We start from the raw sequence: 24046 nt of genomic DNA, 5'->3' as shown, positions 1-24046 counted from the left end.
ACCAACCGTGGCCGATGGTAGCTGGCCAGTACCGCTGGGAGAAAAGGGGATCCGCGCCTTACTGCAGCAGCAGCCGGCCCTCGTTGCGTGCAGTGCCGTCCGCGAACGCAGGCGCAACCGCCTGGGTGTTGCTCGCGGTGCAGATCTCGCGTGACGGGTCGAACTTGCCGCGGCTGCGGTCGAGTGCCATGGTGTCGGCCAAGCACCGGCCGCCGCTCACGCAGCGGTTCAGGATCAGGTCATAGAGGCCGGGCGCCACGCTGGCGTAGCGCTGCACTGGCACGCGCTCGCTGGGCTGCGCGAGCTGCAGGTAGGCATCTGTCGACAAGCCCTGGCCCGAGGACTTGACCTGCTGGATCCAGCGGTCGAAATCTTCGTTCGACAGCCCGTGGAACTTGAAGCGCATGTTGGTGAAACCCTCGCCGCTGTAGTTGGCCGACATGCCCTCGTATTCGCCGGGCTTGTTGATCACGGCGTGCAGCTTGGTTTCCATGCCGGGCATGGCGTAGACCATGCCGGCCAGCGACGGCACGAAGAATGCATTCATCACCGAGGTGGCGGTGATGTGGAAGGCAATGGGCCGGTCCACCGGTGCCGCGACCTCGTTGACCGTGGCGATGCCCTGCTCCGGATACAGGAACAGCCATTTCCAGTCCATCGCCACCACCTGCACCGGCAGCGGCTTGACGTCTGCGGTCACGGGCCGGTTGGCGTCGATGCGCGTGAGCGGTCGGTAGGGATCGAGCTGGTGGGTGCTGACCCAGGTCACCGCGCCGAGCGCGATGATGATCAGCAGCGGCGCGGCCCAGATCGCCAGTTCCAATACCGTGGAATGGTCCCAGTCCGGGTTGTAGGGCGCGTCGGTCGCGCTTTCACGGTAGCGCCACGCGAATGCCAGCGTGAGGATGATCACCGGCACGATGATCAGCAGCATCAGGCAGGTGGCGATGATGATCAGGTCGCGCTGCCGCACGGCCATGTCGCCGGATGGCGAAAGCAGCACTGCATCACAGCCGGACAAGCACGCCATGATGACTACCGCGCCACATCCTTGCAGTGGTCTTCTCGGTACACGGGAATGCGGGACTGCAGTGTCGAAGTGGCCCATAGTCACAGAAGTGGCGTCTGAGGAATATCGGCATGCACCGATGAATCCACCTTTCGATTTTCTATGGCAGTTTAGGCGCTATTCTTGTGACTGTGCGAGTTTAAGTGCAGTATCGAAGCACTCCTGTCGAGAGGAGACTGACGATGGCCAGCCTGACCCACCAGCACCGAGCGTCGCCGACTGCACCTCCGGCCCCCGGCCACCATGATGTGGCACCTGCCGAAATCGCCACTGGCGTGGTGATCGGGCGGGCGTCGGAGTACTTCGATTTCTTCGTCTACGGCATTGCTTCCGTGCTTGTCTTCCCGGCGGTCTACTTTCCGTTCGCGAGCGAGCTGGCCGGGCTGCTGTACAGCTTCACGATCTTTTCCTTCGCGTTCATCGGGCGGCCGTTCGGCACGGCCCTGTTCATGCGCATCCAGCGGCGCTGGGGGCGCGGCATCAAGCTGACCGCATCGCTGTTCCTGCTTGGCACCGCCACGGTGGGCATTGCGTTCCTGCCGTCGTACGCATCGATCGGGGCCGCGTCGATCTACCTGCTGGCACTGTTCCGCTTCCTGCAGGGCATCGCCTTCGGCGGTTCATGGGACGGCCTGCCGTCGCTGCTGGCGCTGAACGCGCCGGAAGACAAGCGCGGCTGGTATGCAATGGTGGGCCAGCTTGGCGCGCCCTCCGGCTTTATCATCGCCGGCGCGCTGTTCCTGTTCCTGCATACCAGCCTGACCCCGCAGGAGTTTATCGAATGGGGCTGGCGCTATCCGTTCTACGTGGCCTTCGCCATCAATGTGGTGGCGCTGTTCGCGCGGCTGCGGCTGGTGGTCACGCACGAATACACGCGTTTGCTGGAAGAAGACGAACTGGAGCCGATCAGCACGCTGCAGATGGTCAATGCCCAGGGCTTCAACATCTTCCTGGGCGCGTTCGCGGCGCTGGCCAGCTATGCGCTGTTCCACCTGGTCACGGTGTTCCCGCTGTCGTGGGCGGTGCTGCACCAGGAGCAGACGATTTCCGCGGTGCTGGCGGTGCAGATCGCGGGCGGCTTTATCGCGTTTATCGGCACGCTGATCTCGGGCTGGCTGGCGGACCGCATCGGCCGCCGCACGACGCTGGCGACGATGGCGGTGCTGATCGGTGTTTTCAGCCTGGTCACGCCGTGGCTGCTGGGTGGCGGCGCCACTGGCCAGAATATTTTCATCCTGGTCGGATTCGGCCTGCTGGGGCTGTCGTACGGGCAGGCGGCGGGCGTGGTGACTTCCAACTTCGAACCCCGCTTCCGCTACACGGGGGCCGCTCTGACCACGGATTTCGGCTGGTTGTTCGGCGCGGCGTTTGCGCCGCTGGTGGCGCTGGGGCTGTCGTCGCTGTTCGGGCTGGTGGCGGTCAGCCTGTACCTGCTGTCTGGCGTGATCAGCACGCTTGCGGCACTGCGCATCAGCCGGGCGCTGGGGACGCCGGAGCTGTAAGGGAACGCGCCCGGTACGCGCCCATCTGGACAAAAGGAAGAAAAAGAAATGAAGACGTTGGCGCTGCGCACGCGGTGAAACTAACCGCGGCAGCGCCATGCGATTGTCAGCTCTGGATCAGCGCAGGCCGAAGAAGCTGAGCACCGCGAGGATGATGACAACCGCGCCAACTAGCCAGACGATATTCATGGCGGCTCCTTGGTGATGTCCGTAGGGACGTGGACGAGGTGACGGGCCGGATGGCTCACCTGCCCTTGTCCAGCAACAAGCGTGCCGTAGCTGCGCAAGCACTATTTCACGTTGCGCGGGCAGTATGCTGCGCCGGCGTGGGGGATGCGCCGCCAGCGCGCCAGGGGCCAGTGCAATGGCGTGAGGCGGTTATTACAAAATCGTTTCAACCGGCGTGACGGATGCGGCGCGGGCTCATGAGCCACCCGTGGCCGCAGTTGTCAACGCGCCCGGCCCGACTGGCCCGAGCGCTACGCAGCCTGCGGCTCGACGCCGCGCGCCAGGCGCCGGATCGCCTGCGGCGGCTGGCCATAGGCCCGCAGGAAGGCCCGCCGCATGCGCTCGCGGTCGTTGAATCCGGTATCCCGCGCCACCACATCGATGGCATGGCGCCCGCTCTCCATCATCAGCCTTGCTGCCTCGACGCGCAGGTGCTCGACCGCCTTCGCCGGCGTCTGGCCGGTCTCGTCCCGGAAAGCGCGCGCGAACTGCCGCGGGCTCAGGTGCGCCGCCTCCGCCAGTTGCTCCACTGAGAGTTCGCTTTGCAGGTTCTGCCGCGCAAAGTCCAGTGCGGCACGGATGCGGTCGGAGCGCGGCTCGAGGTCGAGCAATGCCGAGAATTGCGATTGCCCGCCGGCACGGCGGTGGTACACAACCAGCTTTTTCGCCACGTCGCGCGCGACCGCGCCGCCGGCGTCTTTCTCCACCAGCGCCAGCGCCAGGTCGATGCAGGCCGACATGCCGGCCGACGTCCACACCGGGCCGTCGATGATGAAGATCCGGTCCTCTTCCACGCCCACGTTGGGAAAGCTCCGCCGCAGCTGTTCCGCGTAGTACCAGTGCGTGGTGGCACGGCGGCCATCCAGCAGCCCGGCCTCCGCCAGGTTGAAGGCACCGGTGCAGGTGGCGCCGATGCGCCGCGAGGTACGCGCCGCACGCTGCAGGAACCTGACCAGCGCCGGCGGCGTGGGCGTGATGTCGTTGTCGCCGACCACCAGCACGGTATCGAAGCGGCGCCTGCCGAATGGCTCGGTGCTGACGGCGAAGCCTCCGGAGCACATCACCGGTCCGCCCTGCTCCGAGAGCAGATGGACCTGGTACAGCGGGGTGCCGAGGGTCCGGTTGGTGAACTCCAGCACCGTTGTCACTGCCAGGTTCATCGCCTGGAAACCAGGGTACAGGGCGAGCGCTACGTGATGCATGATCGGCGTCCTTGAGTGGCAGGAAAGGTGGCACATTCAGTTTTGATGCCACGCCATTGTGCCCCGGATCACGGGATGGCGCGCGGCGGTCCGCCGCTCTCGACTGAATTCAGGACTGCCAGCCATTCGAAGCCGCGCGCAGCGCACTTCCGGCGGACTCTCGCGTGGCGTGGACGCGGCTGAATGCCGCCCGCAAACGGCATCCCGGGCACGTGTTTGTACCGCTTTGTATCCGCCGCCAGCATCGATACGAGTCCTGACAGAATCGCCTTTGACCCGCTACAGGGCAGATACACCGGTCTTCTTTAATGCTTCTCGTGGCCGGCGGCAAAGACAAAGCCCCGGCCGCGCAGATACGCAAACCCAGGCAGATCCACTGACATAAAGGAAACCGATCATGGCTACCCAATTCACCCAACGCATCATCTTCGCCATCGCCCTGGCCGCTGCCGCCGCCGGCGCACAAGCCGCACCGGGCGCACGCGACCCGTTCAGCGAAGGCGCACGCGCCGTCCAGGATGCACGCAGCCCGTTTGCCGATGGCGCGCGCAGCGTGCAGGACGCTCGCAGCCCGTTCACCGATGGCGCACGCGGCGTGCAAGACGCTCGCAGCGCGTTTGCCGATGGGGCACGCATCGTCGATCCGTACAGCGACGGCGCACGCACCCTTGCTGGCCTGGATCGCACCGGTCCGTCCGCCGATCCGGCGCGCTCGATCGATCCCTACCTGGACGGTGCGCACGCGTGAGGGCGCGGCATGCGCCGTCGCACATCAGTGCATGACAAGAGGGCAGGCTATCCGTTGCATCCGATGCAACGATGCCTGCCCTGCCCCTTCAGATCTGCGGGAACGCCTTCATCACGTGCCGCAGCATGCTGCCGGCCACCGGCGAAAGATGCCTGCCCGCCCGCGTGATGATATGGATGCGGCTATTGTTCAAAATCGGGTTGGCCAGCGGCAGCGACACCAGTTGCCTGAACTGCGCGCCCTTCAGCGGCACCGAGCGCGGCGTCAGGATGTAGCCGAGCCCCATCGCGGCAAACTCCCAAAGCACCTTGAATGAGTTGGTCACCAGCATCGGCTTCAGCGTGATGTGCTCGTCCAGCTCGGCCGCCTGCACGTGCTTGCGCACGCCAAACGATTCCGCCAGCGCCGCGCCCTGGTGCGCGGCCAGGTCCGCCAGGGTCAGCGCGCGCCGGCGCCGCGCGAGCGGATGGTCCTTGCGCACATGCACGCGGATCGGCGACAGCCGCGAATAGTGCGAGCGCAGCCGCACGTCGTCGGGCGGTTGGAAGGCGAAGCCGATATGCGCCAGGTCTTCCAGAATATGGCGGACGGTTTCGTCGGTGCCAGCCACCTGGATGCTGCAGGTGACGTCCGGGTGCTTGCTCAGGAAGCCTTGCAGCACCGGCTCCAGCACGAGGTCCACGAAGCCCTCGCCGAATACCAGCTCGACATGGCCGCGCTGGGCGTTCTTCAGGTTGTTGACCTCGGCCAGGAAGGTATCGTTCAGATCCTGCTGGCGCCGCGCGAACAGCGCCAGCAGGCGCCCCGCGTCGGTGGCGACCACGCCGCGCCCGCGCCGCTCCAGCAGCGTCAGGCCGGTGTCCTGCTCCAGCTTGGCCACGGCGCGGCTTACCACCGAGGGGTCCAGCTCGAGGACCTCGGCCGCGCCGCGCACCGTGCCGGTTTCAATGATCTGCAGCAGGCACATCGCCCGCTTGCGGTCCAGCACGTCATCCATCTTTGCTCCCCTTTGCGTGGTCATGCCCGGTCATGCCGGGCCGTTTTTGGATTGTTGCTATTTATACAACGTTTCTGCCACAGCATTGTCATGGATGCCGCGGCCAAGGGCGGAGAGAATAGGCCAAAGACCACGTACGCCGACAACCATGACCCAGTCCCCCACCGCCAGCCTGCGGCAGGCCGTCCAGGCCATCGCGCCCGAGTTTGTCCGGATCCGCCACCAGATCCACGCCCATCCCGAACTCGCCTTCGAGGAGCGACGCACCAGCGACCTGGTCGCTGAACAACTGGCGGCGTGGGGCTACACGGTGCATCGGGGCCTGGGCACGACCGGGGTGGTCGGCACCCTGCGCAAGGGCGACGGCAGCAAGGCCATCGGCATCCGCGCCGACATGGACGCACTGCCGATCCAGGAGCAGACCGGCCTGGCCTACGCCAGCACCATCGCCGGCAAGATGCACGCGTGCGGCCATGACGGGCATACGGCGATCCTGCTGTGCGCGGCGAAATACCTGGCCGAGTCGGTCGATTTCAACGGCACGCTGAACCTGATCTTCCAGCCGGCCGAGGAAAACGAAGGCGGCGCGCTGCGCATGCTGGAGGATGGCCTGTTCGAGCGCTTCCCGTGCGACGAGGTCTACGCGCTGCATAACTCGCCGGGAATGCCGGTCGGCCAGATCGGCGTGATCGCCGGCCCGGCGATGGCATCGTTCGACCGCGCCACGGTCACGCTGCGCGGCCGCGGCGCGCATGGCGCCATGCCGCACCACGGCATCGACCCGATGCAATGCGCGGCCAGCATCGTGCTGGGCCTGCAGTCGATTGTCAGCCGCGAGATCGATGCGCTGAAGTCGGCGGTCATCACGGTGGGCTCGATCCAGGCCGGCAGCACCTACAACGTCGTGCCGGAAAGCGCGACGATCAAGATCGGCGTGCGCACGCTCGATCCCAAGGTACGCACGCTGGTGGAAACGCGCATCCGCGAATTCGTCACGACCCAGGCGCAAAGCTACCAGCTCCAGTCCGATGTGGTCTACGAACGCAAGTACCCGGTGCTGGTCAACCATGCCGCGCAGACTGAATACGCGCGCGAGGCCGCCATCCGGCTGGTGGGCGCTGACAACGTGGTCGAGCGCCCGCCGGTCATGGGCAGCGAAGACTTCGCCTACATGCTGGAACAGCGGCCCGGCGCCTATATCAGGCTCGGCAACGGCCTGGGCGAGGACGGCGGCTGCATGGTTCACAACCCCCTGTACGACTTCAATGACAAGGCCCTGCCCGTGGGCGCCGCATTCTGGGCGCACCTGGCGCAGGGCTACCTGGTTTGAGCATCGCTATTTTCGGGAGTCTTCATGCATTCACTGAACCGCCGCCGCTTCCTGCAACTGGCCGGCTGTGCCGCCGGCAGCTCGGCACTGGGCACACTACCCGCGCTTGCCGCTGAAAGCTTTCCCGCCCGACCGCTGGCGCTGGTGGTGCCGTATCCGGCCGGCGGGGCCAGCGATACCTCGGCCCGGATCTTCGGCGAATCGATCGGCAAGAGCGTCAAACAGCAGGTCGTGGTCGAGAACTACGGCGGCGGCACCGGCCTGATCGGCGCCAACAGGGTACTGGCCGCACCGGCCGATGGCTACACCTTCTTCCACGGTTCGATCAATGAAGTGTTCCTGGCCCCGCTGCTGAACCCGGCCGCGCGCTACAAGCCGCAGGACTTCATGCTGGTCGCGCCGATCAGCGATGCCAATATCGTGCTGATGGCCAGGAACGGCCTGGCCGCCGACAGCCTGGACAAGTTCCTCGACCTGGCGAAGCAGAGCAAGGCCAAGCCGCTGACCTATGCGACCGTCGGCATCGACTCGATCTATCACCTGATGGGCGACGCGCTGGCCGCCAGGCTCGGCGCACCGCTGCTACACGTGCCGTACAAGGGCGGCGCGCCGGCGCTGCAGGGCCTGGCGGGCGGCGAAGTCGACTTCGCCATCCTGCCCTACCAGTCGAGCTTCGACGCGATGCAGCAGCAGGGCCGGCTGCGGATCCTGACCAGCTTCTCCAGGGCGCTGCCGCCGGCGCTGAAGCACGTCCCGCTGATTTCGCAAAGCAAGCAGATCCCCGACTTCGAATACACCATCGGCGGCGGCTATTTCGTCAAGGCCGGCACGCCGGCGGACCGCGTCACGGTGCTGCGCAAGGCGATCGGCGAAGCGCTGGTCAAGCCGGATATCCTGGGCAAGCTGGAGGCGGAAGGTCGCACCGTCGCCAAGCCCACCGACAGCCAGGCGCAGGCGAACCAGGCGTTCGACCAGTACATGACGCGGGTCACGCAGCTGATCCGCAGCGTGGGGCGCAAGACCAACGCCTGATTTGCGGTCCCGCCGCTGCGGACCATGCCGGTGTTGGCGGATAATGCGCGATTCGCCAACACCGCCTTCGCCATGCAAGCAAGCCGCGCCGGCTCCGGACGCATCGACTGGACCACCCTGTTCCTGCTGACTTTCCCGCCGCTGAGCTGGGCGGGCAACGCCATCGTCGGCCGCCTTGCAGCGGGCACGGTGCCGCCGATCACGCTGAATTCCGTACGCTGGGTGCTGGCCGGCCTGCTGCTTGCGCCATTCGCCTGGCGCGGTGTGCTGGAGCATCGCGCGGCGCTGCGCCGGCACGCCGGCGTCATCATGGCCATGGGCGTGCTGTCCATCGGCAGCTATAACGCGCTGCAGTACCTGGCACTGACCACGTCGACGCCGATCAACGTGACGCTGATCGGTGCGTCCACGCCGCTGTTCCTGATCGTGATTGGCGCCCTGTGCTTCCGCGAGCGGGTCAAGCCACTGCAAGTGGCGGGCGCGCTGCTGTGCCTGGTCGGCGTGTCCTTCGTGCTGGTGCGCGGCGAGCCGGCACGGTTGGCCCAGCTCGACCTCGTGCCCGGCGACCTCTACATGCTGGCCGCCACCATTGCCTGGAGCGCCTATACCTGGCTGCTGCGCAAGCAACGGCCCGACGTACCGCTGCCGGTCCTGCTGTTTGCCCAGATCGTCGCCGGCGTACTGGCGAGCGCGCCGGTGACGGCATGGGAACTGATGGCCCAGGACCAGCCCCTGCCCTGGAACGGCAAGGTCGCCGCGATCCTGCTCTACGTGGCGACGATTCCTTCGCTGCTCGCCTACTTCGCCTGGGACCGCGCCATTGCCCGGGCTGGCGCGCAACTGCCGGTGTTTTTCATCACGCTGACACCGGTGTTCGCGGCGCTGCTGTCCACGCTGCTGCTGGGCGACTGGCCGCGCTGGTATCACGGGGTGGGGCTGGCGGCGATCGGGGCGGGGATCTGGCTGGCGCAGCGGCGGTAGGCGGCTGCGTGAAGATTGCCCTGGCGGCTTGCCCAGGGCCTCACATCGATACCCGTCACCGCCATCGCCTGTCGCGGCCCGAGCCGGCGGGCGCACAGCGCTATTAATTGCAGGCCGCCGGCCTACAGGCGCGCTCGGGAAAGCCGTAGAATCCGCGGTGACCTATCGATCCCGCCACGCAAATCCGTCCAGCACCCTGAAGATGAAGAAAGCTTTCCCCCACTGCGCCGCCCTGATGGCCGCGTTTGCAGCATTGGCCGCGCATGCCGCCCCGCAGGCAGCGGCCACCGCCCCCACGACTACCGTCACCACCACCGCTGCCGCCTCCAATACCGCGGCACCACTGGGCTTGGAGCTTGGCAAGTCGAAATGCGCACGGCTCGCCCCGGCGGAAAACCATGCCCGCACCGGCAAGTCCGAATGGGCCGGCGGCGATACGGTTGAGCTCAAGCGCCTGGAGCGCTTCCACCTCGCCGGCCTGACACGCGTGACGCTGAACTGCGACGCGCAGGATACGGTGGCGCTGATCACGATGACCTTCGACCGTGCGGCGCTGGAAGACGTGCGGGGCAAGCTCGATGCGCGCTACGCGTCGCTGCGCAAGACCGAAGCCTCGGCGGAGAACGGCTATGCGGAGTGGGCCGCGGCCAATGGCAGCCTGGAACTGCTGTACGGCCGTGACGGCAAGCACTTCACCGTGGCCTACTGGGCCCGCAACGCCAAGGCAAAGTACTTCTCCTACAGCGGTGCCGGCAGCAAGCCGGCCGCTGCGGCCGCTGCGGCTGCACCTGCAGCGCCGGCAGCGCCCCAGCCCGCGCCGCTGTAATGCAACGCGGGCGCTCCGCTCAGTAGCCGGCCCGCCGGTCGACCTGGTTCAGCAGCGGCCGCCCGTCGCGCGCGCGGCGCAGGTTTTCGATGCACTGCTGCGCGACCAGCTCGTACGACGGATCGGCGGCGATATGCGGCGTCGCCTCGATGCGCGGGTGGGTCCAGATCGGGTCGTCGGCCGCCGGCGGCTCCTTGGCGAACACATCCAGCGCCGCGCCGGCAAGGTGGCCTTCGTCGATCAGCGCGAGCAGGTCGGCTTCGACCACATGCTCGCCGCGCCCCACGTTGATGAAGTAAGCGCCCTGCGGCAGCCGCGACAGCGTCTTGCGGTCGAGCATGCCGTTGGTCTGCGGCGTCAGTGGCAGCGTGCAGACCAGGATATCGGTCTGCGCCAGCATGGCGTCCAGCCCGTCGTCGCCGGTAAAGTCCGCCACGCCGGGCAGGTGCTTGGGGCTGCGGCTCCAGCCCGCCACCGGGAAGCCGATGGCCGCGAACATGCGCGCCACCTCGCTGCCGATCTCGCCCAGCCCAAGCACGCCCACGCGGCAGCGCGACAGCGCGCGCCCGCGATGGCGTTTCCATTCGCCGCGGCCCCGCTGCTCGGCATACACCCCCAGTTCGCGGGTATGGCGCAGCGCCATGGCCAGCACGAAGTGGGCGATGCCGGTCTGCTGGCCGGGATCGACGATGCGCGTGACCGGCATGTCCTGCGGCAGGTCCGGCGCGGCCAGCAGCTTGTCGACGCCGGCGGTGGCGGCGCAGACCAGCCGCAGCTTCGGGTAGGCGGGCAGCACGCCCGGCTTCAGGCCCCAGGCGATGATGGCCTCGACCTCTTCCGGCACGGCGGCTTCGCGGCCGTTCCAGATGGTGATGTCCGGCGCTTGCTCGCGCAGCAAGGCCGTGATGGGGACCGCCATGAACGACGGCAGGTGAACAAGAATGGCCATGGTCAGGTGTGGCTCAGTTGCGGCTCAGTTGCCGGCTCAGTTGCGATAGTCGGGGTTGATGCGATCCAGGCGGCGCAGCAAGCCGGGCCAGGCCAGGTTAGAGCCCTTGCCCTTGGTCGCCTGGCGCGCCTGCTGGCCCATGTTGGCGCTGGCGGCTTCGGGCACCATGGTCAGCGGCGTGCCGCCGCTCTGCGCCAGGATCTGGATGCGGCAGGCCGACTCCAGCGTGTACATGGTCAGGAAGGCATCGGACACGGTGCGCCCGCACGTCAGCAGTCCGTGGTTGCGCAGGATCATCTGCTTGCAGCGGCCGAGGTCGGCCACCAGCCGCGCCTTCTCGTCCTCGCGCAGCGCCACGCCTTCATAGTCGTGGTAGGCCAGCCCGGTCAGCGCGAACATCGATTGCTGCGAGATCGGCAGCAGGCCCGCCTGCTGCGCCGAGACGGCGACGCCGTGCGAGGTATGCGTGTGCATCACGCAGCCGACCTCGGGGCGTGCTTCGTGAACGGCGCTGTGGATGATGAAGCCGGCCGGGTTGACGTCGTACGGCGTCTCCAGCACGGGCTGGCCCTCGTGGTCGACCTTGACCAGGCTCGACGCCGTGATCTCGTCGAACATCATGCCGTACGGATTGATCAGGAACTGGTCCGGCGCATCGGGCACGCGCGCCGAGATATGCGTGAAGATCAGGTCGTCCCAGCCGAAGTGGGCCACCAGCCGGTAGGCCGCGGCAAGGTCGACGCGCATTTGCCATTCCGCGTCGGAAACGCGGTCTCTTACTGAATCGACGAGCTGGATCTGCGCCATCTGCATGGTCTCCCGGGGGTGAGGTGTGTGACTGGACGCAGGCATTGTCGCGGCGCACCGTGCCAAAGTCTGTTAAGTATTGGACAATCTCGGCTCAACCGGAACGGCAATGAGAAAGCAGGTGGCCAGCAAAGTGAAGCGCATCGAACCCGTGCGGGCGCTGCCGCGCAGCGTGCTGGCCAGCGGCTGGCTGCGCAATGCGCCGCCCCGCGTGCTCGACGCCGTGGCCGGCGCCGCACGCCGGCTGCGCTTTGCCGATGGCGAGATGGTGTTCGCGCGCGGCGATCCGCCGACTTACTTCTGCATGGTGGTGTCGGGGCGCGTGCGCATGAGCCGCGTCAGCAGCGGCGGGCGCGAGTCGGTGTATTCGGTGATCGGGCGCGGACGCTGGTTCGGCGAGATCTCGCTGCTCGACGGCAAGCCGCGCACGCATGACGCCTTCGCGGTCGGCAATACCGAGTTGCTGGTGCTGGACCGGCGCGCATTCGACCGGATCCTGGCGCAGCATCCGGAGGGGATGCACCTGATCGTGCAGCAGATCTGCGCGCGGCTGCGCGTGGCCTTCGACCACGCCGAGAGCGCGGCGCAGGCGCCGGTCGATGCGCGCATGGCGGCGCGGCTGCTGGAACTGGCCGACCGCACCGACCATGTCGTGCAGATCAGCGCCGAAGACCTGGGCGACATGGTCAACCGCTCGCGCCAGACGGTAGCCAAGTACCTGCAGGCATGGGAAGACGCCGGCTGGATCCGGCGCCAGTACCGGCAGATCGAATTGCTGGAGCCGGGCGCGCTCAAGCGGCTGGCGCGGCGCTGAGCACGCCCCGGGATAGCTCAGCTCAGTCGGCCGTGATCTTGCCCACCTCGATCACCTTCTTCCAGCGCGCATACTCCGACGCCTGGAACGCCGTGAACTGCTCCGGCGTATTGGCGACGATCTCGAAGCCCAGGTCGAGCAGCTTGGGCTTGACCGCGGGATCGTTGAGCGCCGCCACCACGGCCGAATGCAGCTTCGCCTTGATCTCCGGCGCCAGCCCCTTCGGCGCCGCCACGGCCTGCCACGAGTAGACCGTCACGCCCTTCACCCCGGCTTCATCCATGGTCGGCACGTCAGGCAGGATCGGCGAGCGCTTGCTGCTGGTGATGGCCAGCGCGCGCAGCTTGCCCGCCTTGATATGCGGGATCGCGGTGTTGATGTTCATGAAGGTGGCATCAACCTGCCCGCCCAGCAGATCGTTCAGCGCGGGCGCGCCGCCCTTGTACGGCACGTGCAGGCCGGCGGTGCCGGTCTGCTGCCAGAACAGCTCGGCGGTCAGGTGGTCGCTGGTGCCGTTGCCGGCAGAGGCGAAGGTCATCTTGCTGGGATGGGCCTTCTCGTAGGCAATCACGTCCTGCAGGCTCTTGTGCGGCGAGTTAGCGGGAACGGCCAGCACATTGGGCGCCTGCACCGCCACGCTGATGTAGTCGAAGTCCTTGAGAGGATCGTAGCCGGCGTTCCGGGTCAGGTGCGGCCCGATCACGAACGGGCCCAGCGACGACACGAACACCGTGTAGCCGTCGGCCGGCGCACGCTTGACCATGGCGGCGCCGATCATGCCGGCCGCGCCCGGCTTGTTGTCGACCACGAAGCTGCCGCCGAACTGCGACTGCATCTTGGCGCCCAGGATGCGGGCGACGTTGTCGCTGGAGCCGCCCGCGGGGAACGGCACCAGCAGCGTGACGGGCTTTTCCGGCCAGGCGGCGTGCGCGGTGGCCATGGCTGTGCCGAGCAGCAGGGATGCGATCAGCTTTTTCATGGGTTGTCTCCTGTTTGCTGTGTGTCTTGTATATGGGTTGTTCGGGGTTACGGCTGCTGGCCGAATTCCGCCTGCTGGCGCGTCCAGGCCCTTGCCTGCTCGCTCAGGCTCAGGCCCAATCCCGGCGCGGTCGGCACCTGGATGCGGCCGTTGCGGATCTGCAGGCGCTCGTTGAAGAGTGGCTCGAGCCAGTCGAAATGCTCGACCCACGGCTCGCGCGGATACGCGGCGGCAAGGTGCACGTGCAGTTCCATCGCAAAATGCGGCGCGAGCATCAGCCCCGCATGCTCGGCCAGTGCCGCCACCTTGAGGAAAGGCGTGATGCCACCGACGCGCGGCGCATCGGGCATCAGGTAGTCCGCGGCGCGGTGGCGGATCAGGTCCCAGTGCTCGGCGGCGCTGGTCAGCATTTCGCCGGTGGCGATCGGGGTGTCGAACTGCGTCGCCAGCGCGGCGTGGCCTTCGTGATCGTAGGCGTCGAGCGGCTCTTCGATCCACACCAGGTTGAACGACTCGAAGGTGCGGCACATGCGCTGCGCGGTCGGGCGGTCCCATTGCTGGTTGGCGTCGACCATGATCGGCACCGCGTCGCCCAGGTGCTCGCGCACCGCGGCCACGCGCTTGATGTCGAGCGCGCCGTCGGGCTGGCCCACCTTGAGCTTGATGCCGCCGATGCCGCGCTCGACCGAAGCCGCGGCATTGACCTTCAGCTGGTCCAGCGGCGTATGCAGGAAGCCGCCCGAGGTGTTGTAGCAGCGCACCGCGTCGCGATGCGCGCCCAGCAGCTTGGCCAGCGACAGGCCGGCGCGGCGGGCCTTGAGGTCCCACAGCGCCACGTCGAAGGCGCCGATGGCCTGCGTCGACAGGCCGCTGCGGCCGACCGACGCGCCCGCCCAGCACAGCTTGTCCCACAGGCGCGCGATATCGCTCGGGTCTTCGCCGATCAGCGCCGGCGCGATCTCGGCCGCGTGCGCGAATTGGCCGGGGCCGCCCGCGCGCTTGCTGTAGCTGAAGCCCAGCCCCTCATGGCCGTTGGCGGTGCGGATCTCGGCAAACAGGATCGCCACCTCGGTCATCGGCTTCTGCCGGCCGGTCAGCACCTTGGCGTCGCTGATCGGCGTGGCCAGCGGCAGGTAGCTGGAAGACAGCCGGATCCAGGCGATGCTGTCGGCGGGTTGGGTGGACGATGTGGTTGCAGTCATGTTCAGGATCCGATTTCGTGGTTGGCCAGCAGCTCCAGCGCGCGCACCAGCGCGGAATGGTCCCAGCCAGCACCGCCGTGGCTCACGCATGCGTTGAACAGCTCCTGGCAGGTCGCCGTGTTGGGCAGCGACACGCCCATTTCGCGCGCGTTGGACAGCGCGAGGTTCAGGTCTTTCTGGTGCAGCCCGATGCGGAAGCCGGGCTCGAAGGTGCGCTTGATCATGCGCTCGCCATGCACCTCCAGCACCTTGGACGAGGCAAAGCCGCCCATCAGCGCCTGGCGCACGCGCGCGGGGTCGGCGCCGGCCTTGGCGGCGAACAGCAGCGCCTCGGCCACGGCCTCGATGTTCAGCGCGACGATGATCTGGTTGGCGACCTTGGCGGTCTGGCCGGCGCCGTTGTCGCCGACCAGCGTGATGTTCTTGCCCATCAGCTCGAACAGGGGCCGCACGGTCGCGAAGGTTGCTTCGGGCCCGCCCACCATGATCGAAAGCGTGCCGTTGCGCGCGCCGACCTCGCCGCCGGACACCGGCGCATCGAGGTACCGGCAGCCCAGCGCGTTGATGCGGCTGGCGAAGCCCTTGGTGGCGATCGGCGAGATCGAGCTCATGTCGACCACGATCTTGCCCTCGCTCAGGCCGGCGGCCACGCCGTCTTCACCGAACAGCGCCGCTTCGACGTGCGGGGTGTCGGGCACCATCAGGAAGATGATGTCGGCGCCCTGCGCCACTTCGCGGCCCGACGCGCAGGCGATGCCGCCCAGGTCGACCAGCGCCCGCGGCGCACCGCTGCGGCTCGACAGCCTGACTTCATGCCCGCCGGCGATCAGGTTCTGCGCCATCGGGCTGCCCATGATGCCAAGGCCAATGAATCCGAGTTTCACGTTTTGCTCTCCTTGCGTTCGGTACGGTTCGGTGTTGTTTGTGGCCAGGCGGGCCTAGTAGCCGCTGCTGCCGGGCGCCGGGGCCGCGGTCTGCCGTGGCTGTCCGGCGCGCATCTCGGCCATGACCTGCTGCGCGCCTGCAGCCATCAGCCGCGCATCGGAACTGACCGTGACGAAGCCGAAGCCTTGCCCGATGCGGCGCAACGCGGCCGCCGGCGCGCCGTTATGGACGCCCGCGAGACGCCCGTGCGCCCTGGCTCGGGCAACCACGTGCTCGATGGCCTGTGCCACGGGCGGGTCGACGTCGTCGAAGGTCGGCCGGCAGCCCAGCGCGAGCGACAGGTCGGACGGGCCGATATAGACGCCGTCGAGCCCGTCGACCGACAGGATCTCGTCCAGGTTCTCCAGCCCTTGCCGGGTCTCGATCATCGCCAGCACCACCACGGTGTCGTTGGCGTGCTGGGCGTAGTCGGCGCCGCCGTACAGCAGCCCGCGGATCGGACCGAAGCTGCGCGCGCCCAGCGGCGGATAGCGCGTGGCGGCCACCAGGCGCTCGGCGTCGGCGCGGGTATTGACCATCGGGCAGATCACGCCATTCGCGCCGGCATCGAGCACCTTCATCAGGATGCCGGGCTCGTTCCACGGCACGCGCACGACCGGCACGGTGTCCGTGGTCGAGATCGCTGTCAGCAGCGCCAGTGCATCGGCGTAGTCAAGCGCGCCATGCTGCAGGTCGATCGTGAGCGAGTCCCAGCCCTGGTGGGCCATGGTCTCGGCGGCAAAGGCGCTGGGGATGGACAGCCAGCCATTCACCACGGCCTGGCCCGCCGCCCACATCTTCCGGATCCGGTTCTCGCGCATCTGGGTCTCCCTTGGCATTCGTAATACGTTGTCGTACAACATTTTATGAGGATACGACAAAGATTGTGCTGGGGATTACCCGGTATACTTGGTACTTCAGTCGGAACAATGTGCCGTATATTGGCCTATAAAGTTGCAAATTCCACCGGTTTAAAACTTTGAGTCCGCCAGAATCCGCCAAGGCGTCGAATTGCTCAATGTTATATGATGACTGATGATGGCTAGGTGGCGACCGAGTAACAATCTATTACACCCACGGCTAGCAAGCTCGGCTATGCTCCCGTCGCCCGCACGAAGCCGCGACACATCCGTCTGCCACGTGCCGTACGGCACCGACGACCGGAACCTTCCATGCCTCGACTTCCTGCCCTCCCCCTTGTTGCCGCCGCGCTGCTGGCCGCGGCTTCCGGCATCGCCCATGCGCAGCACGTTACCGGCGGCATGGGCGAGCCCGTCAGGATCGGGGCATTTTCCGCGCCGGCGGAGCGCATCGACGGCGACCGCCGGCTGACGGCGCCTCGCGGTACCGGGCAGGCCAAGGCCGGCCCGGCACGCCGGCAAGGCACCGCGGGCCAGGCCGCCCGCCCCACCGGCGCGCCGGCATCCCGGCTGCCCGGCCGGCACCTGCCGTAACGTCGCGGCTCGAATATTCCAGCACGCATCCGGGCGCCATCCCCGGCGCCGGGCGCGGCTCGTCTATTCACTATTCCTTACAATTGACGACAGGCCGACGCACTATCCTGCTGCGCATTCGGATCCCCCACAACAAGGAGAAATCGATGAAATCCGTCCTGGCATTGCTCGTTGCGTGTAGCGCCCTGCTCGGCGGCTGCGTGGTTGCCCCGTATGACACGTATGGCGGCGGGGGTCCCGGCTGCCCCCCGGGCCAGGCCAAGAAGGGCAATTGCCGCGTCGACCCGTACGGCAACGAATCCTTCTGTCCGCCGGGCCAGGCCAAGAAGGGCCGCTGCTGATCGTCCCGGCGGCGCCCGGCGCCCCGGCACGTCGGGCACCTGTTGCGCCGGGCATCGCACTGGTCAGAGAATGGCGGATGCGGGCATGACGCCCGCAGGAGAACGCCATGCAGCTTCGCATGCAACTTCGGCTCGCCGGCCGCCTGTGCGCGGCCGCATGGCTGGCCGGCACGCTCGGGGGCTGCGCCACGCTGCAGCCCGTACAGACCGGACAGAAGTTGATCGGCAGCCCGGAAAGTGCCGTGCGCCAGACCTTCGGGCCACCCACCGAGACTTTCCGCCTGGCTGACGGCACCACGCGCTGGCTGTGGTCGCGCCAGCCCTTCGGCCATGAGGTCTACGCCGCCGATTTCGATGCCGGCGGCAGGCTCACCAGCTACCGCCAGATGCTGACCGAAATGGAGGTCTATCGTGCCCAGGTCAATGTCTGGACCAAGAAAGACATGCAGGAGCATTTCGGCCTGCCCCGCGAACCCATCCAGTACTATCCCCTGATGAAGCGCGAGGCGTGGTCGTGGCGGATGTACAAGGACGGCCTGCAGAGCGCGCATTTCAGCGCTTACTTCGATGACGGCGGAGTGCTGCGCCAGACCATGATCATCGTCGACCCGCTCGGCGGCGACTCGCGCCGCTCGCGCTGAACCGGCACGGGGCAACGCACGGGCGCGTTGTCCCAGGCATGCCGGTGTCATTGCCGGCAGCAGGGACTCCCGGGGTCCCGTGCCGTTTTGCGCGCAGAATGGAGGGTAGACCCATCCCTCCACGCGGAAAACGAACGTGACCACTGCGATCCTGCTCGAGAACATTCACCAGAGCGCCACCGCACGGCTGGCCGAAGCCGGCTTGCAGGTCGAACGCCGGACCGGTGCACTGGCCGGTCCTGAATTGCGCGAAGTACTGGCCAGCCATGACATAGTCGGCATCCGCTCGGCCACGCACCTGCGCGGCGACGATATCCGCAGCGCCCCGGGGCTGCTGTCGATCGGCTGCTTTTGCATCGGCACCTCGCAGGTCGACCTGGAGGCCGCCACGCATGCGGGCATTCCGGTATTCAACGCGCCCTTTTCCAACACGCGCTCGGTGGCCGAACTGGTCGTGTCCGAAGCGGTGATGCTGCTGCGCCGGATCCCCGAGAAAAACACGCTCGCGCATGCCGGCAAGTGGGCCAAGGGGGCCAGCGGCGCCTTCGAGGCGCGCGGCAAGACCATCGCCATCGTCGGCTACGGCAATATCGGCTCGCAGGTCGGCGTGCTGGCTGAATCGATGGGCATGCGCGTGGTCTACTACGACGTGCTGGCGCGGCTGTCGCACGGCTCGGCGCGTGCCGCGGGCTCGCTCGAAGAAGCGGTGTCGCAGGCCGAGGTGGTGACGCTGCATGTCCCGGCCACGCCGCGCACCAGGAACATGATCGATGCGAGCGTGCTGGCCGCGTTCAAGCCTGGCGCGATCCTGATCAATGCCTCGCGCGGCAGCGTGGTCGACATTGGCGCGCTGGCCGCGGCGCTGCGCGAAAAGCGCCTGGGCGGCGCCGCCATCGACGTGTTCCCGCAAGAGCCCAAGACCAACAACGATCCGTTCGTCAGCGAACTGCAGAACCTGTCCAACGTGCTGCTGACCCCGCACGTCGGCGGCAGCACCGAAGAGGCGCAGGAGAATATCGGCGCCGAGGTCGCGGCCAAGCTGGCGCACTTCCTGGCGACCGGCGGCACCATCGGCGCGGTGAACTTTCCCGAGGTCGATCCAGGTCCCCTGCAGGCACCGGCGCGGTTGCTCAACGTGCATGGCAACGCGCCGGGTGCGCTGGCCGCGCTCAATACGCTGCTGGCGCAGGAAGGGGTCAACATCACCGGCCAGCACCTGCAGACGCGCGGCACCACCGGTTATGTGGTGACCGATCTCGACCGCGTGCCGTCGGACCAGCTGATGCAGGCGCTGCGCACGCACGCCGGTTTCGCGCGCTCGCGCCTGATCCTGCGGGAAGGCACTGGCCAGGCTGGCTGATGCTGTTGCAGGGCGCCCTGCGCCCCGCTTGCCGGAGCAATGGTCACAGCATTGTTCCAAGTCCCAAGAAATCACTATTGCGGCCACTATCATCAAGTGGCGCATGTTCTGCCCCTACCGTTCGCGCAGTGGCAGCACCGCATCGCTCGGGGCTTGCATCCGCACCACACCGACAGCGGAGTGATGACATGAGATCAATGAAACGAAGCGGGGCAGTTCCCGGCATCACCGGGCAGCTGATAGTGGGTGGAGTCCTGGCGCTGGCCCTGGCCGGCATCGCGGTGGCGCAAACGGGCACGATCACGTTTCGCGGGGCCATCGTCAATCCGTCATGCGGCTTCACGCCCACGGCGGTACAAGTGCACGCGCGCTGCGTCGATGCTACGGGACGGACGGTCTCGGCACCAGTGCCGATGCCGCCGGTGCGCGCCGGCGCGCACGCGCGTGTCGCCACGGCGACGATGCGCGTGGAGCCGGTGTTCCGCAGCCTGCTCGGCGGGCGGCGCGGCAGGCCGGACGGCCACATGATGGTAGTGACTTACCAGTAGGCGTGGCACACGGGCGGCGCGGCCGCCCGTGCTTTCGTTCAATCGAGCCGGATATCCGAGGCGCGGATCGCCTCGGCCCAATAGGCCTGCTCCTGCTTCACTACGTCGGTGAACGCCGCCGGCGATGAACCCTTCAGCAAGATGCCGAGGTCAACCATGCGCGCGCGCAGGTCGGCGTTGGTCAGCACGCGATTGACGTCGACCGACACCTTGTCGACGATGGCGCGTGGCGTTCCCGTTGGCGCGAACAGGCCGATCCATCCCTGCCGCTCCAATCCCGGCACGCCGCCCTCCTGGAACGTCGGCACGTCGGGCAGCAGCGGCGAGCGTGCCTGCCCGGCAACGGCGATCACCTTGAGCTTGCCGGTACGCGCATGCTGGCGCGCCGACACCGCGGCCACCATGGCGGCAGGCAGCTGGCCGCCGAGCAGGTCATTGAGCATCGGGCCCTCGCCCTTGTACGGCACGTGGGTCAGCGGCACGCCCGCGTTGCGGCCGAAGATCTCCATGTAAAGGTGTCCGCTCGAGCCCAGCCCGTACGAACCGTACGGCAGCGGCTTGCCGAGCTTGCGAATGTAGTCGACCAGCTGCCTGATGCTGGCGGCGGGCACGTCGGGCTGCACCACCAGCGCGAGGTGCGACGTTGCCAGTTCGGAGATCGGCGCAAAGTCCCGCACCGGGTTGAAGGTCGCCTTGGTATAGAGGCTGGGCGCCTGCACCAGCCCGGTCAGCGCGAACAGCAGCGTATAGCCGTCGGGCTCGGCCTTGGCCACCATGTCGGCACCGATCATGCCGCCGGCGCCGGGCCGGTTGTCGACCACCACGGCCTTGCCCCAGGCCTTGGCCAGGCCGTCGGCGATGGCGCGCGCGACCACGTCGCCGGTGCCGCCCGCCGCGTACGGCATCACGATGCGCACCGTGCGTGCCGGATAGGCCGCGCCTTGCGCTCGTGCCGTCCAGCCGGTGCCCGCCAGGGCCGCGCCCGCGGCGCCAAGACCCAGTTGCCGCAGTACCCTGCGCCTGCCTTGCTGCATTGCTTGTCTCCTTGGTTTCCTGTCATGGGGCCGGTGGCATCCGGGCAGCGCCCGTGCCGGCCTGTACTGCGCCACGCTGCCGGCCGGCCTCTGCGTGCCGTTCCGGGCAGGTGCCGGTATGGCTCCCTGCTGCGCGCCCAGCGGCGCGTGCGGGCCACTTTAGGCGCGGCACGCGGCGGTGTCGTCCATCGAAAGGAGCAAAATCCCACCGGCCGCCAAAATCGTCCAAACGAACTAGGACGCAACCCTGAGGCACGTGGAAGAATCGGCCGCACTCAAGCCCCGCCCGCGCCATGGCGCCCCAGGAACGTCTTGCACCCGCCTGCCCTTCACGCCACCGCCGGGGCCGTCCGGCCCCGGCCCGCCGTCCTTGCCTCCAAGCTCGCCCCGCCGGTGGCGCATGCGGCCATGTTGCACCGCCCGCACCTGGTGGCGCAGATGGCCGAAGCGCGCGCGGCACGCGTGATCGTGCTGCGCGCCGCCGCCGGCTTCGGCAAGACCACGCTGATGCAGCAATACGCCGCGCATTGCCTGGCGCAGCACCATGCGGTCGCCTGGCTGCGCCTGGACGCCGGCGACAACGACCTGGAGCGCCTGCTGGTGCACCTGGAAGCGGGCCTGGCGCCATTGCGCGGCAAACGTGGGGCGTCGGCCGAGACAGGTGACAGCGGCCCGCGGCTGGCGCACGCCCTGCTCGAGCGGGTGGGCAGCGCGTCACAGCCGTTCGCGATCGTGCTGGACGATCTCGAAACGCTGCATGGCGCACCAGCGCTCGACTTCCTGCAGCAGCTGATCGCGGCTCTGCCACAGTGCGGCACGCTGGTGGCCGGGTCCAGGGCCACGCCGGAACTGGGCCTGGGGCGCCTGCGCGCGCGCGGCCAGCTGCTGGAGATCGCGCCGGCGGCGCTGCGCTTTTCTCTGCAGGAGACCTCCGAGCTGCTGCGCGGCCGCTGCGCCCTGCCGCTGCGCGACCCCGACATCGCCACGCTGCACCGCGGCACCGAGGGCTGGGCCACGGCGATCTACCTCGCGGCGCTGTCGCTGCAGCAGCGCAGCGACCACGCGGCCTTTGTCGCGTCGTTCTCCGGCACACACCTGGAACTGGGCGAGTTCCTTGCCGAAGACATCCTCGCGCGGCAGTCCGACGCCTGCCGCGCCTTCCTGCTAGACACCAGCGTGCTCGGCCAGCTCAGCGCACCGCTGTGCGATGCCCTCACCGGCCGCGACGACGCGCGCCAGATGCTCGACCACCTCGAGCGCGCCAACCTGCTGCTGTTCCCGCTCGACGCCGAGCGCAACTGGTTCCGCTACCACCGCCTCTTCGCCAGCTTCCTGCAGCACCGGCTGGCCGCGCAGGCACCGGGCCGCGCGCCGCAGCTGCATCTTGCCGCCGCGCGCTGGTACCTGGCCAACGGCTACCCGGTACCGGCTGTTGACCACCTGCTGCAGGCAGGCCGCCACGACGAAGCGCTGGCCGCAATCGCCAGCGAATCGGGCGCGCTGCTGGCCACCGGCCGCGTGCGGCTGCTGCTGCGCTGGTTCGACCAGGTTGCACCGGCGGCGCTGGGCCGGTTGCCCACGCTTGCGCTGACGCGCGCCTGGGCGCTGCTGCTCAACCGCCGCCACGGCGAGGCCATGGCCGCGGTCGAGCCCTTCCTGGCGCAGGCAGCGGTTGCCGACACCAGCGTGGCCGTGGAGGCGCAGACGCTGCACTGCGTGGTGCTGGCCATGGCCGACCGGGTCCAGGCCTGCCGCGACGCCGCCACGGCCCACCTGCACCGGCTCGCGCCGGACGACAGCTTCCAGTACTGCATCCTCGCCAATTCGCTGGCCTATGCGCTGATCTGCACGCACCAGCTACGACGAGGCCCGCAGCGTGCTGTCGCGCGCCATGCAGCGCGCGCCGCGCCCGCTGCCGATGCGCGGCATCACCGACAGCCTGGAAGGCGTGATCGATCTGGTACAGGGCCGGCTCGGCAATGCGCTGGCACGCTTCCGCGCGGCCTCCGGCGGCAGCTGGGGCGGCTGGAGCGCGACGCCCGGCGAAGTCACCGGCGGCAAGCCTTCCAGCGACATCTGCTGGGCGCAGGCACTGTACGAGCACGATGCCATCGACCATGCCGAGCGGCTTCTCGCCGGCGCGCTGCCCTACAGCAAGGGCAATGGCCCGCCCGACGCACTGATCGCCTGCCACGTGCTGAGCGCCCGCGTGGCGCTGTTGCGCGGCGACCGCGGCCAGTGGCTGCAGCGCCTTGCCGAACTCGAGCAGCTCGGCCAGCAGGCCGGTGCCGCGCGCGCGGTGTGCTCGGCGTGGCTGGAGCGCGCGCGCGTCGCCACGCTGGAAGGCCGGCTCGAAGCCGCCGCCCAAGCCGTGCGCGCCGCGCAGCTGTACGGCGCCTGGGAAGCCGGCGACGCCGCCGGCCACGCCAACGATATCGAGCGGCCGAGCGTGGCGCGTTGCCGCCTCGCCATCGCGCAAGGCGAATTCGCCCACGCTCGCGACCTGCTCGAACCTGCCATCGCCACCGCGCTGGCACACCAGCGCTACTGGCGCCTGATCCGCCTGCGCCTGCTGCGCGCCGCCGCGCTCGACGGCCTGGGCCAGCGCGATGCGGCACTGCAGGATATCACCGAGGCATTGCGGCTGGCGAGCCATGAAGGCTTTGTGCGCAGCTTCCTGGACGAAGGCGAGCGCGTGGCCGCGCTGCTATGCGGCTGGGCTGCCACGCACCTGCCGCAGGCTGCGGCGCTGGGTGTGGCGGCGCCGTTCGTGGCCGGGCTGCTGGCACGGCTGCAGCAAGGCCGTGATGCCGGCACGCAGGCAAGCCCGCCCGCGGTTGAATCGCCCACGGCCAGGGCTGGATCGGCCGATCCGCTGACCGCGCGCGAACTCGAAGTCCTGCATATGCTGTCGGCCGGATACCGCAATCGGGTTATCGCGCAGAAACTGTTTGTCTCGGAACTGACGGTCAAGTCGCATCTGCGCCGCATCCATGCCAAGCTGGGCGCGCAGAGCCGCACCGAGGCCGTCGCGCTGGCGCGGGCGCGCGGGCTGCTTGCGTGAGCCATCGCACCAAA

26 protein-coding genes are annotated in these 24046 nt (G+C 68.1%); 13 read left to right on the top strand and 13 right to left on the bottom strand.

The features are described from left to right. Positions 1-58: 58 nt before the first annotated feature. Positions 59-1030 (bottom strand): ubiquinol oxidase subunit II, encoded by a 972-nt coding sequence (gene cyoA / locus E0W60_RS09180; protein ID WP_240745766.1) that lies wholly within the window; start codon positions 1028-1030, stop codon positions 59-61. Between the two features lie 221 nt (positions 1031-1251). On the opposite strand from cyoA, the gene E0W60_RS09175 reads away from it, so the two are divergent. Next, complete coding sequence (locus E0W60_RS09175; protein WP_133095319.1) at positions 1252-2571, top strand: MFS transporter; 1320 nt, start codon at positions 1252-1254, stop codon at positions 2569-2571. Between the two features lie 479 nt (positions 2572-3050). On the opposite strand, the gene E0W60_RS09170 is transcribed toward E0W60_RS09175, so the two are convergent. Then, entirely contained in the window at positions 3051-4001 is a 951-nt protein-coding gene (locus E0W60_RS09170; RefSeq protein WP_135703724.1) for a GlxA family transcriptional regulator, read from the bottom strand. 397 nt (positions 4002-4398) lie between these two features. On the opposite strand from E0W60_RS09170, the gene E0W60_RS09165 reads away from it, so the two are divergent. Next, complete coding sequence (locus E0W60_RS09165) at positions 4399-4749, top strand: hydroxyquinol 1,2-dioxygenase (protein WP_135703723.1); 351 nt, start codon at positions 4399-4401, stop codon at positions 4747-4749. Between the two features lie 88 nt (positions 4750-4837). On the opposite strand, the gene E0W60_RS09160 is transcribed toward E0W60_RS09165, so the two are convergent. Further along, entirely contained in the window at positions 4838-5746 is a 909-nt protein-coding gene (locus E0W60_RS09160; protein ID WP_133095403.1) for a LysR family transcriptional regulator, read from the bottom strand. Between the two features lie 148 nt (positions 5747-5894). On the opposite strand from E0W60_RS09160, the gene E0W60_RS09155 reads away from it, so the two are divergent. The 4 genes from E0W60_RS09155 to E0W60_RS09140 all read left to right on the top strand — a co-directional run bounded on the left by E0W60_RS09155 (position 5895) and on the right by E0W60_RS09140 (position 9915). Next, on the top strand, positions 5895-7076 hold the full coding sequence (locus E0W60_RS09155; protein ID WP_135703722.1) for a M20 aminoacylase family protein: 1182 nt from the start codon (positions 5895-5897) through the stop codon (positions 7074-7076). A gap of 24 nt (positions 7077-7100) precedes the next feature. Then, positions 7101-8108, top strand: a complete 1008-nt coding sequence (locus tag E0W60_RS09150; RefSeq protein ID WP_135703721.1) for a Bug family tripartite tricarboxylate transporter substrate binding protein — start codon at positions 7101-7103, stop codon at positions 8106-8108. Positions 8109-8180: 72 nt separating this feature from the next. Beyond that, positions 8181-9089, top strand: a complete 909-nt coding sequence (locus tag E0W60_RS09145; RefSeq protein ID WP_135703720.1) for a DMT family transporter — start codon at positions 8181-8183, stop codon at positions 9087-9089. 202 nt (positions 9090-9291) lie between these two features. Further along, positions 9292-9915, top strand: coding sequence for a hypothetical protein (locus tag E0W60_RS09140; RefSeq protein ID WP_135703719.1), 624 nt, complete (start codon positions 9292-9294; stop codon positions 9913-9915). A 19-nt stretch (positions 9916-9934) separates the two neighbouring features. On the opposite strand, the gene E0W60_RS09135 is transcribed toward E0W60_RS09140, so the two are convergent. After that, positions 9935-10864, bottom strand: a complete 930-nt coding sequence (locus E0W60_RS09135) for a 2-hydroxyacid dehydrogenase (RefSeq protein WP_135703718.1) — start codon at positions 10862-10864, stop codon at positions 9935-9937. A gap of 36 nt (positions 10865-10900) precedes the next feature. Continuing rightward, positions 10901-11671: a class II aldolase/adducin family protein gene (locus tag E0W60_RS09130; RefSeq protein WP_133095327.1), complete on the bottom strand. Its 771-nt coding sequence runs from the start codon at positions 11669-11671 to the stop codon at positions 10901-10903. Between the two features lie 109 nt (positions 11672-11780). On the opposite strand from E0W60_RS09130, the gene E0W60_RS09125 reads away from it, so the two are divergent. Beyond that, positions 11781-12485, top strand: a complete 705-nt coding sequence (locus tag E0W60_RS09125; RefSeq protein WP_135703717.1) for a Crp/Fnr family transcriptional regulator — start codon at positions 11781-11783, stop codon at positions 12483-12485. Between the two features lie 22 nt (positions 12486-12507). On the opposite strand, the gene E0W60_RS09120 is transcribed toward E0W60_RS09125, so the two are convergent. Genes E0W60_RS09120 through E0W60_RS09105 form a run of 4 tightly spaced genes read right to left on the bottom strand, consistent with a single transcriptional unit; the run spans position 12508 to position 16411 of the window. Further along, a complete protein-coding gene (locus E0W60_RS09120) occupies positions 12508-13464 on the bottom strand; it encodes a Bug family tripartite tricarboxylate transporter substrate binding protein (RefSeq protein ID WP_135703716.1) in 957 nt (318 codons plus the stop codon). Between the two features lie 47 nt (positions 13465-13511). Beyond that, the gene (locus E0W60_RS09115; RefSeq protein ID WP_133095330.1) at positions 13512-14666 is read right to left on the bottom strand and encodes an L-talarate/galactarate dehydratase; all 1155 of its coding nucleotides are present in this window, start codon (positions 14664-14666) and stop codon (positions 13512-13514) included. A gap of 2 nt (positions 14667-14668) precedes the next feature. Then, positions 14669-15550 carry a 2-hydroxy-3-oxopropionate reductase gene (gene glxR / locus E0W60_RS09110; protein ID WP_084254807.1) on the bottom strand — a complete coding sequence of 294 codons (882 nt, stop codon included), beginning with the start codon at positions 15548-15550 and terminating at the stop codon, positions 14669-14671. A 54-nt stretch (positions 15551-15604) separates the two neighbouring features. After that, on the bottom strand, positions 15605-16411 hold the full coding sequence (locus E0W60_RS09105) for an HpcH/HpaI aldolase family protein (protein ID WP_135703715.1): 807 nt from the start codon (positions 16409-16411) through the stop codon (positions 15605-15607). A gap of 351 nt (positions 16412-16762) precedes the next feature. On the opposite strand from E0W60_RS09105, the gene E0W60_RS09100 reads away from it, so the two are divergent. From E0W60_RS09100 to E0W60_RS09080, 5 genes are all read left to right on the top strand, one after another. Beyond that, the gene (locus tag E0W60_RS09100) at positions 16763-17044 is read left to right on the top strand and encodes a hypothetical protein (RefSeq protein ID WP_135703714.1); all 282 of its coding nucleotides are present in this window, start codon (positions 16763-16765) and stop codon (positions 17042-17044) included. Between the two features lie 146 nt (positions 17045-17190). Further along, positions 17191-17385, top strand: a complete 195-nt coding sequence (locus E0W60_RS09095; RefSeq protein WP_133095334.1) for a hypothetical protein — start codon at positions 17191-17193, stop codon at positions 17383-17385. Positions 17386-17504: 119 nt separating this feature from the next. Further along, the gene (locus E0W60_RS09090) at positions 17505-18026 is read left to right on the top strand and encodes a hypothetical protein (RefSeq protein WP_133095404.1); all 522 of its coding nucleotides are present in this window, start codon (positions 17505-17507) and stop codon (positions 18024-18026) included. Between the two features lie 136 nt (positions 18027-18162). Continuing rightward, positions 18163-19386 carry a phosphoglycerate dehydrogenase gene (serA, locus tag E0W60_RS09085; RefSeq protein WP_135703713.1) on the top strand — a complete coding sequence of 408 codons (1224 nt, stop codon included), beginning with the start codon at positions 18163-18165 and terminating at the stop codon, positions 19384-19386. Positions 19387-19574: 188 nt separating this feature from the next. After that, on the top strand, positions 19575-19934 hold the full coding sequence (locus E0W60_RS09080) for a hypothetical protein (RefSeq protein WP_135703712.1): 360 nt from the start codon (positions 19575-19577) through the stop codon (positions 19932-19934). Positions 19935-19972: 38 nt separating this feature from the next. Here E0W60_RS09080 and E0W60_RS09075 read toward each other — a convergent pair whose 3' ends face one another. The 4 genes from E0W60_RS09075 to E0W60_RS36985 form a co-directional block, all read right to left on the bottom strand. Then, positions 19973-20968 (bottom strand): tripartite tricarboxylate transporter substrate binding protein, encoded by a 996-nt coding sequence (locus E0W60_RS09075; RefSeq protein WP_135703711.1) that lies wholly within the window; start codon positions 20966-20968, stop codon positions 19973-19975. Between the two features lie 234 nt (positions 20969-21202). Further along, a complete protein-coding gene (locus E0W60_RS36995) occupies positions 21203-21514 on the bottom strand; it encodes a hypothetical protein (RefSeq protein WP_167884563.1) in 312 nt (103 codons plus the stop codon). Between the two features lie 168 nt (positions 21515-21682). Further along, the gene (locus tag E0W60_RS36990; RefSeq protein ID WP_167884562.1) at positions 21683-22030 is read right to left on the bottom strand and encodes a hypothetical protein; all 348 of its coding nucleotides are present in this window, start codon (positions 22028-22030) and stop codon (positions 21683-21685) included. 102 nt (positions 22031-22132) lie between these two features. Next, on the bottom strand, positions 22133-22822 hold the full coding sequence (locus E0W60_RS36985; protein WP_167884561.1) for a hypothetical protein: 690 nt from the start codon (positions 22820-22822) through the stop codon (positions 22133-22135). 22 nt (positions 22823-22844) lie between these two features. Here E0W60_RS36985 and E0W60_RS38060 point away from each other — a divergent pair, with 22 nt between their 5' ends. Continuing rightward, positions 22845-24032, top strand: coding sequence for a LuxR C-terminal-related transcriptional regulator (locus E0W60_RS38060; RefSeq protein ID WP_276609538.1), 1188 nt, complete (start codon positions 22845-22847; stop codon positions 24030-24032). The last annotated feature ends 14 nt before the right edge of the window (positions 24033-24046 follow it).

The sequence above is a fragment of the Cupriavidus oxalaticus genome (assembly GCF_004768545.1).
Classification (GTDB): domain Bacteria; phylum Pseudomonadota; class Gammaproteobacteria; order Burkholderiales; family Burkholderiaceae; genus Cupriavidus; species Cupriavidus oxalaticus_A.
The sequence above is the reverse complement of the archived record's forward strand: the minus strand, read 5'-3'. Positions and strand labels throughout refer to the sequence as shown.

Excerpts from the sequence above, each read along its gene's own strand:
- E0W60_RS09165 (WP_135703723.1), top strand. The coding sequence starts at position 4,399 with ATGGCTACCCAATTCACCCAACGCATCATCTTCGCCATCGCCCTGGCC.
- E0W60_RS09095 (WP_133095334.1), top strand. The coding sequence starts at position 17,191 with ATGAAATCCGTCCTGGCATTGCTCGTTGCGTGTAGCGCCCTGCTCGGC.
- E0W60_RS09155 (WP_135703722.1), top strand. The coding sequence starts at position 5,895 with ATGACCCAGTCCCCCACCGCCAGCCTGCGGCAGGCCGTCCAGGCCATC.
- E0W60_RS09080 (WP_135703712.1), top strand. The coding sequence starts at position 19,575 with ATGAGATCAATGAAACGAAGCGGGGCAGTTCCCGGCATCACCGGGCAG.
- cyoA (WP_240745766.1), bottom strand. The coding sequence starts at position 1,030 with ATGGCGTGCTTGTCCGGCTGTGATGCAGTGCTGCTTTCGCCATCCGGC.
- E0W60_RS09175 (WP_133095319.1), top strand. The coding sequence starts at position 1,252 with ATGGCCAGCCTGACCCACCAGCACCGAGCGTCGCCGACTGCACCTCCG.
- E0W60_RS09140 (WP_135703719.1), top strand. The coding sequence starts at position 9,292 with ATGAAGAAAGCTTTCCCCCACTGCGCCGCCCTGATGGCCGCGTTTGCA.
- E0W60_RS36995 (WP_167884563.1), bottom strand. The coding sequence starts at position 21,514 with ATGGTGCTGCGCCAGGCAATGCGCGGCGTATTGCTGCATCAGCGTGGT.
- E0W60_RS09090 (WP_133095404.1), top strand. The coding sequence starts at position 17,505 with ATGCAACTTCGGCTCGCCGGCCGCCTGTGCGCGGCCGCATGGCTGGCC.
- E0W60_RS09150 (WP_135703721.1), top strand. The coding sequence starts at position 7,101 with ATGCATTCACTGAACCGCCGCCGCTTCCTGCAACTGGCCGGCTGTGCC.
- E0W60_RS09135 (WP_135703718.1), bottom strand. The coding sequence starts at position 10,864 with ATGGCCATTCTTGTTCACCTGCCGTCGTTCATGGCGGTCCCCATCACG.
- E0W60_RS09115 (WP_133095330.1), bottom strand. The coding sequence starts at position 14,666 with ATGACTGCAACCACATCGTCCACCCAACCCGCCGACAGCATCGCCTGG.
- E0W60_RS09145 (WP_135703720.1), top strand. The coding sequence starts at position 8,181 with ATGCAAGCAAGCCGCGCCGGCTCCGGACGCATCGACTGGACCACCCTG.
- E0W60_RS09100 (WP_135703714.1), top strand. The coding sequence starts at position 16,763 with ATGCCTCGACTTCCTGCCCTCCCCCTTGTTGCCGCCGCGCTGCTGGCC.
- E0W60_RS09120 (WP_135703716.1), bottom strand. The coding sequence starts at position 13,464 with ATGAAAAAGCTGATCGCATCCCTGCTGCTCGGCACAGCCATGGCCACC.
- E0W60_RS09075 (WP_135703711.1), bottom strand. The coding sequence starts at position 20,968 with ATGCAGCAAGGCAGGCGCAGGGTACTGCGGCAACTGGGTCTTGGCGCC.
- E0W60_RS09160 (WP_133095403.1), bottom strand. The coding sequence starts at position 5,746 with ATGGATGACGTGCTGGACCGCAAGCGGGCGATGTGCCTGCTGCAGATC.
- E0W60_RS09170 (WP_135703724.1), bottom strand. The coding sequence starts at position 4,001 with ATGCATCACGTAGCGCTCGCCCTGTACCCTGGTTTCCAGGCGATGAAC.
- E0W60_RS09130 (WP_133095327.1), bottom strand. The coding sequence starts at position 11,671 with ATGGCGCAGATCCAGCTCGTCGATTCAGTAAGAGACCGCGTTTCCGAC.
- E0W60_RS09105 (WP_135703715.1), bottom strand. The coding sequence starts at position 16,411 with ATGCGCGAGAACCGGATCCGGAAGATGTGGGCGGCGGGCCAGGCCGTG.
- E0W60_RS09125 (WP_135703717.1), top strand. The coding sequence starts at position 11,781 with ATGAGAAAGCAGGTGGCCAGCAAAGTGAAGCGCATCGAACCCGTGCGG.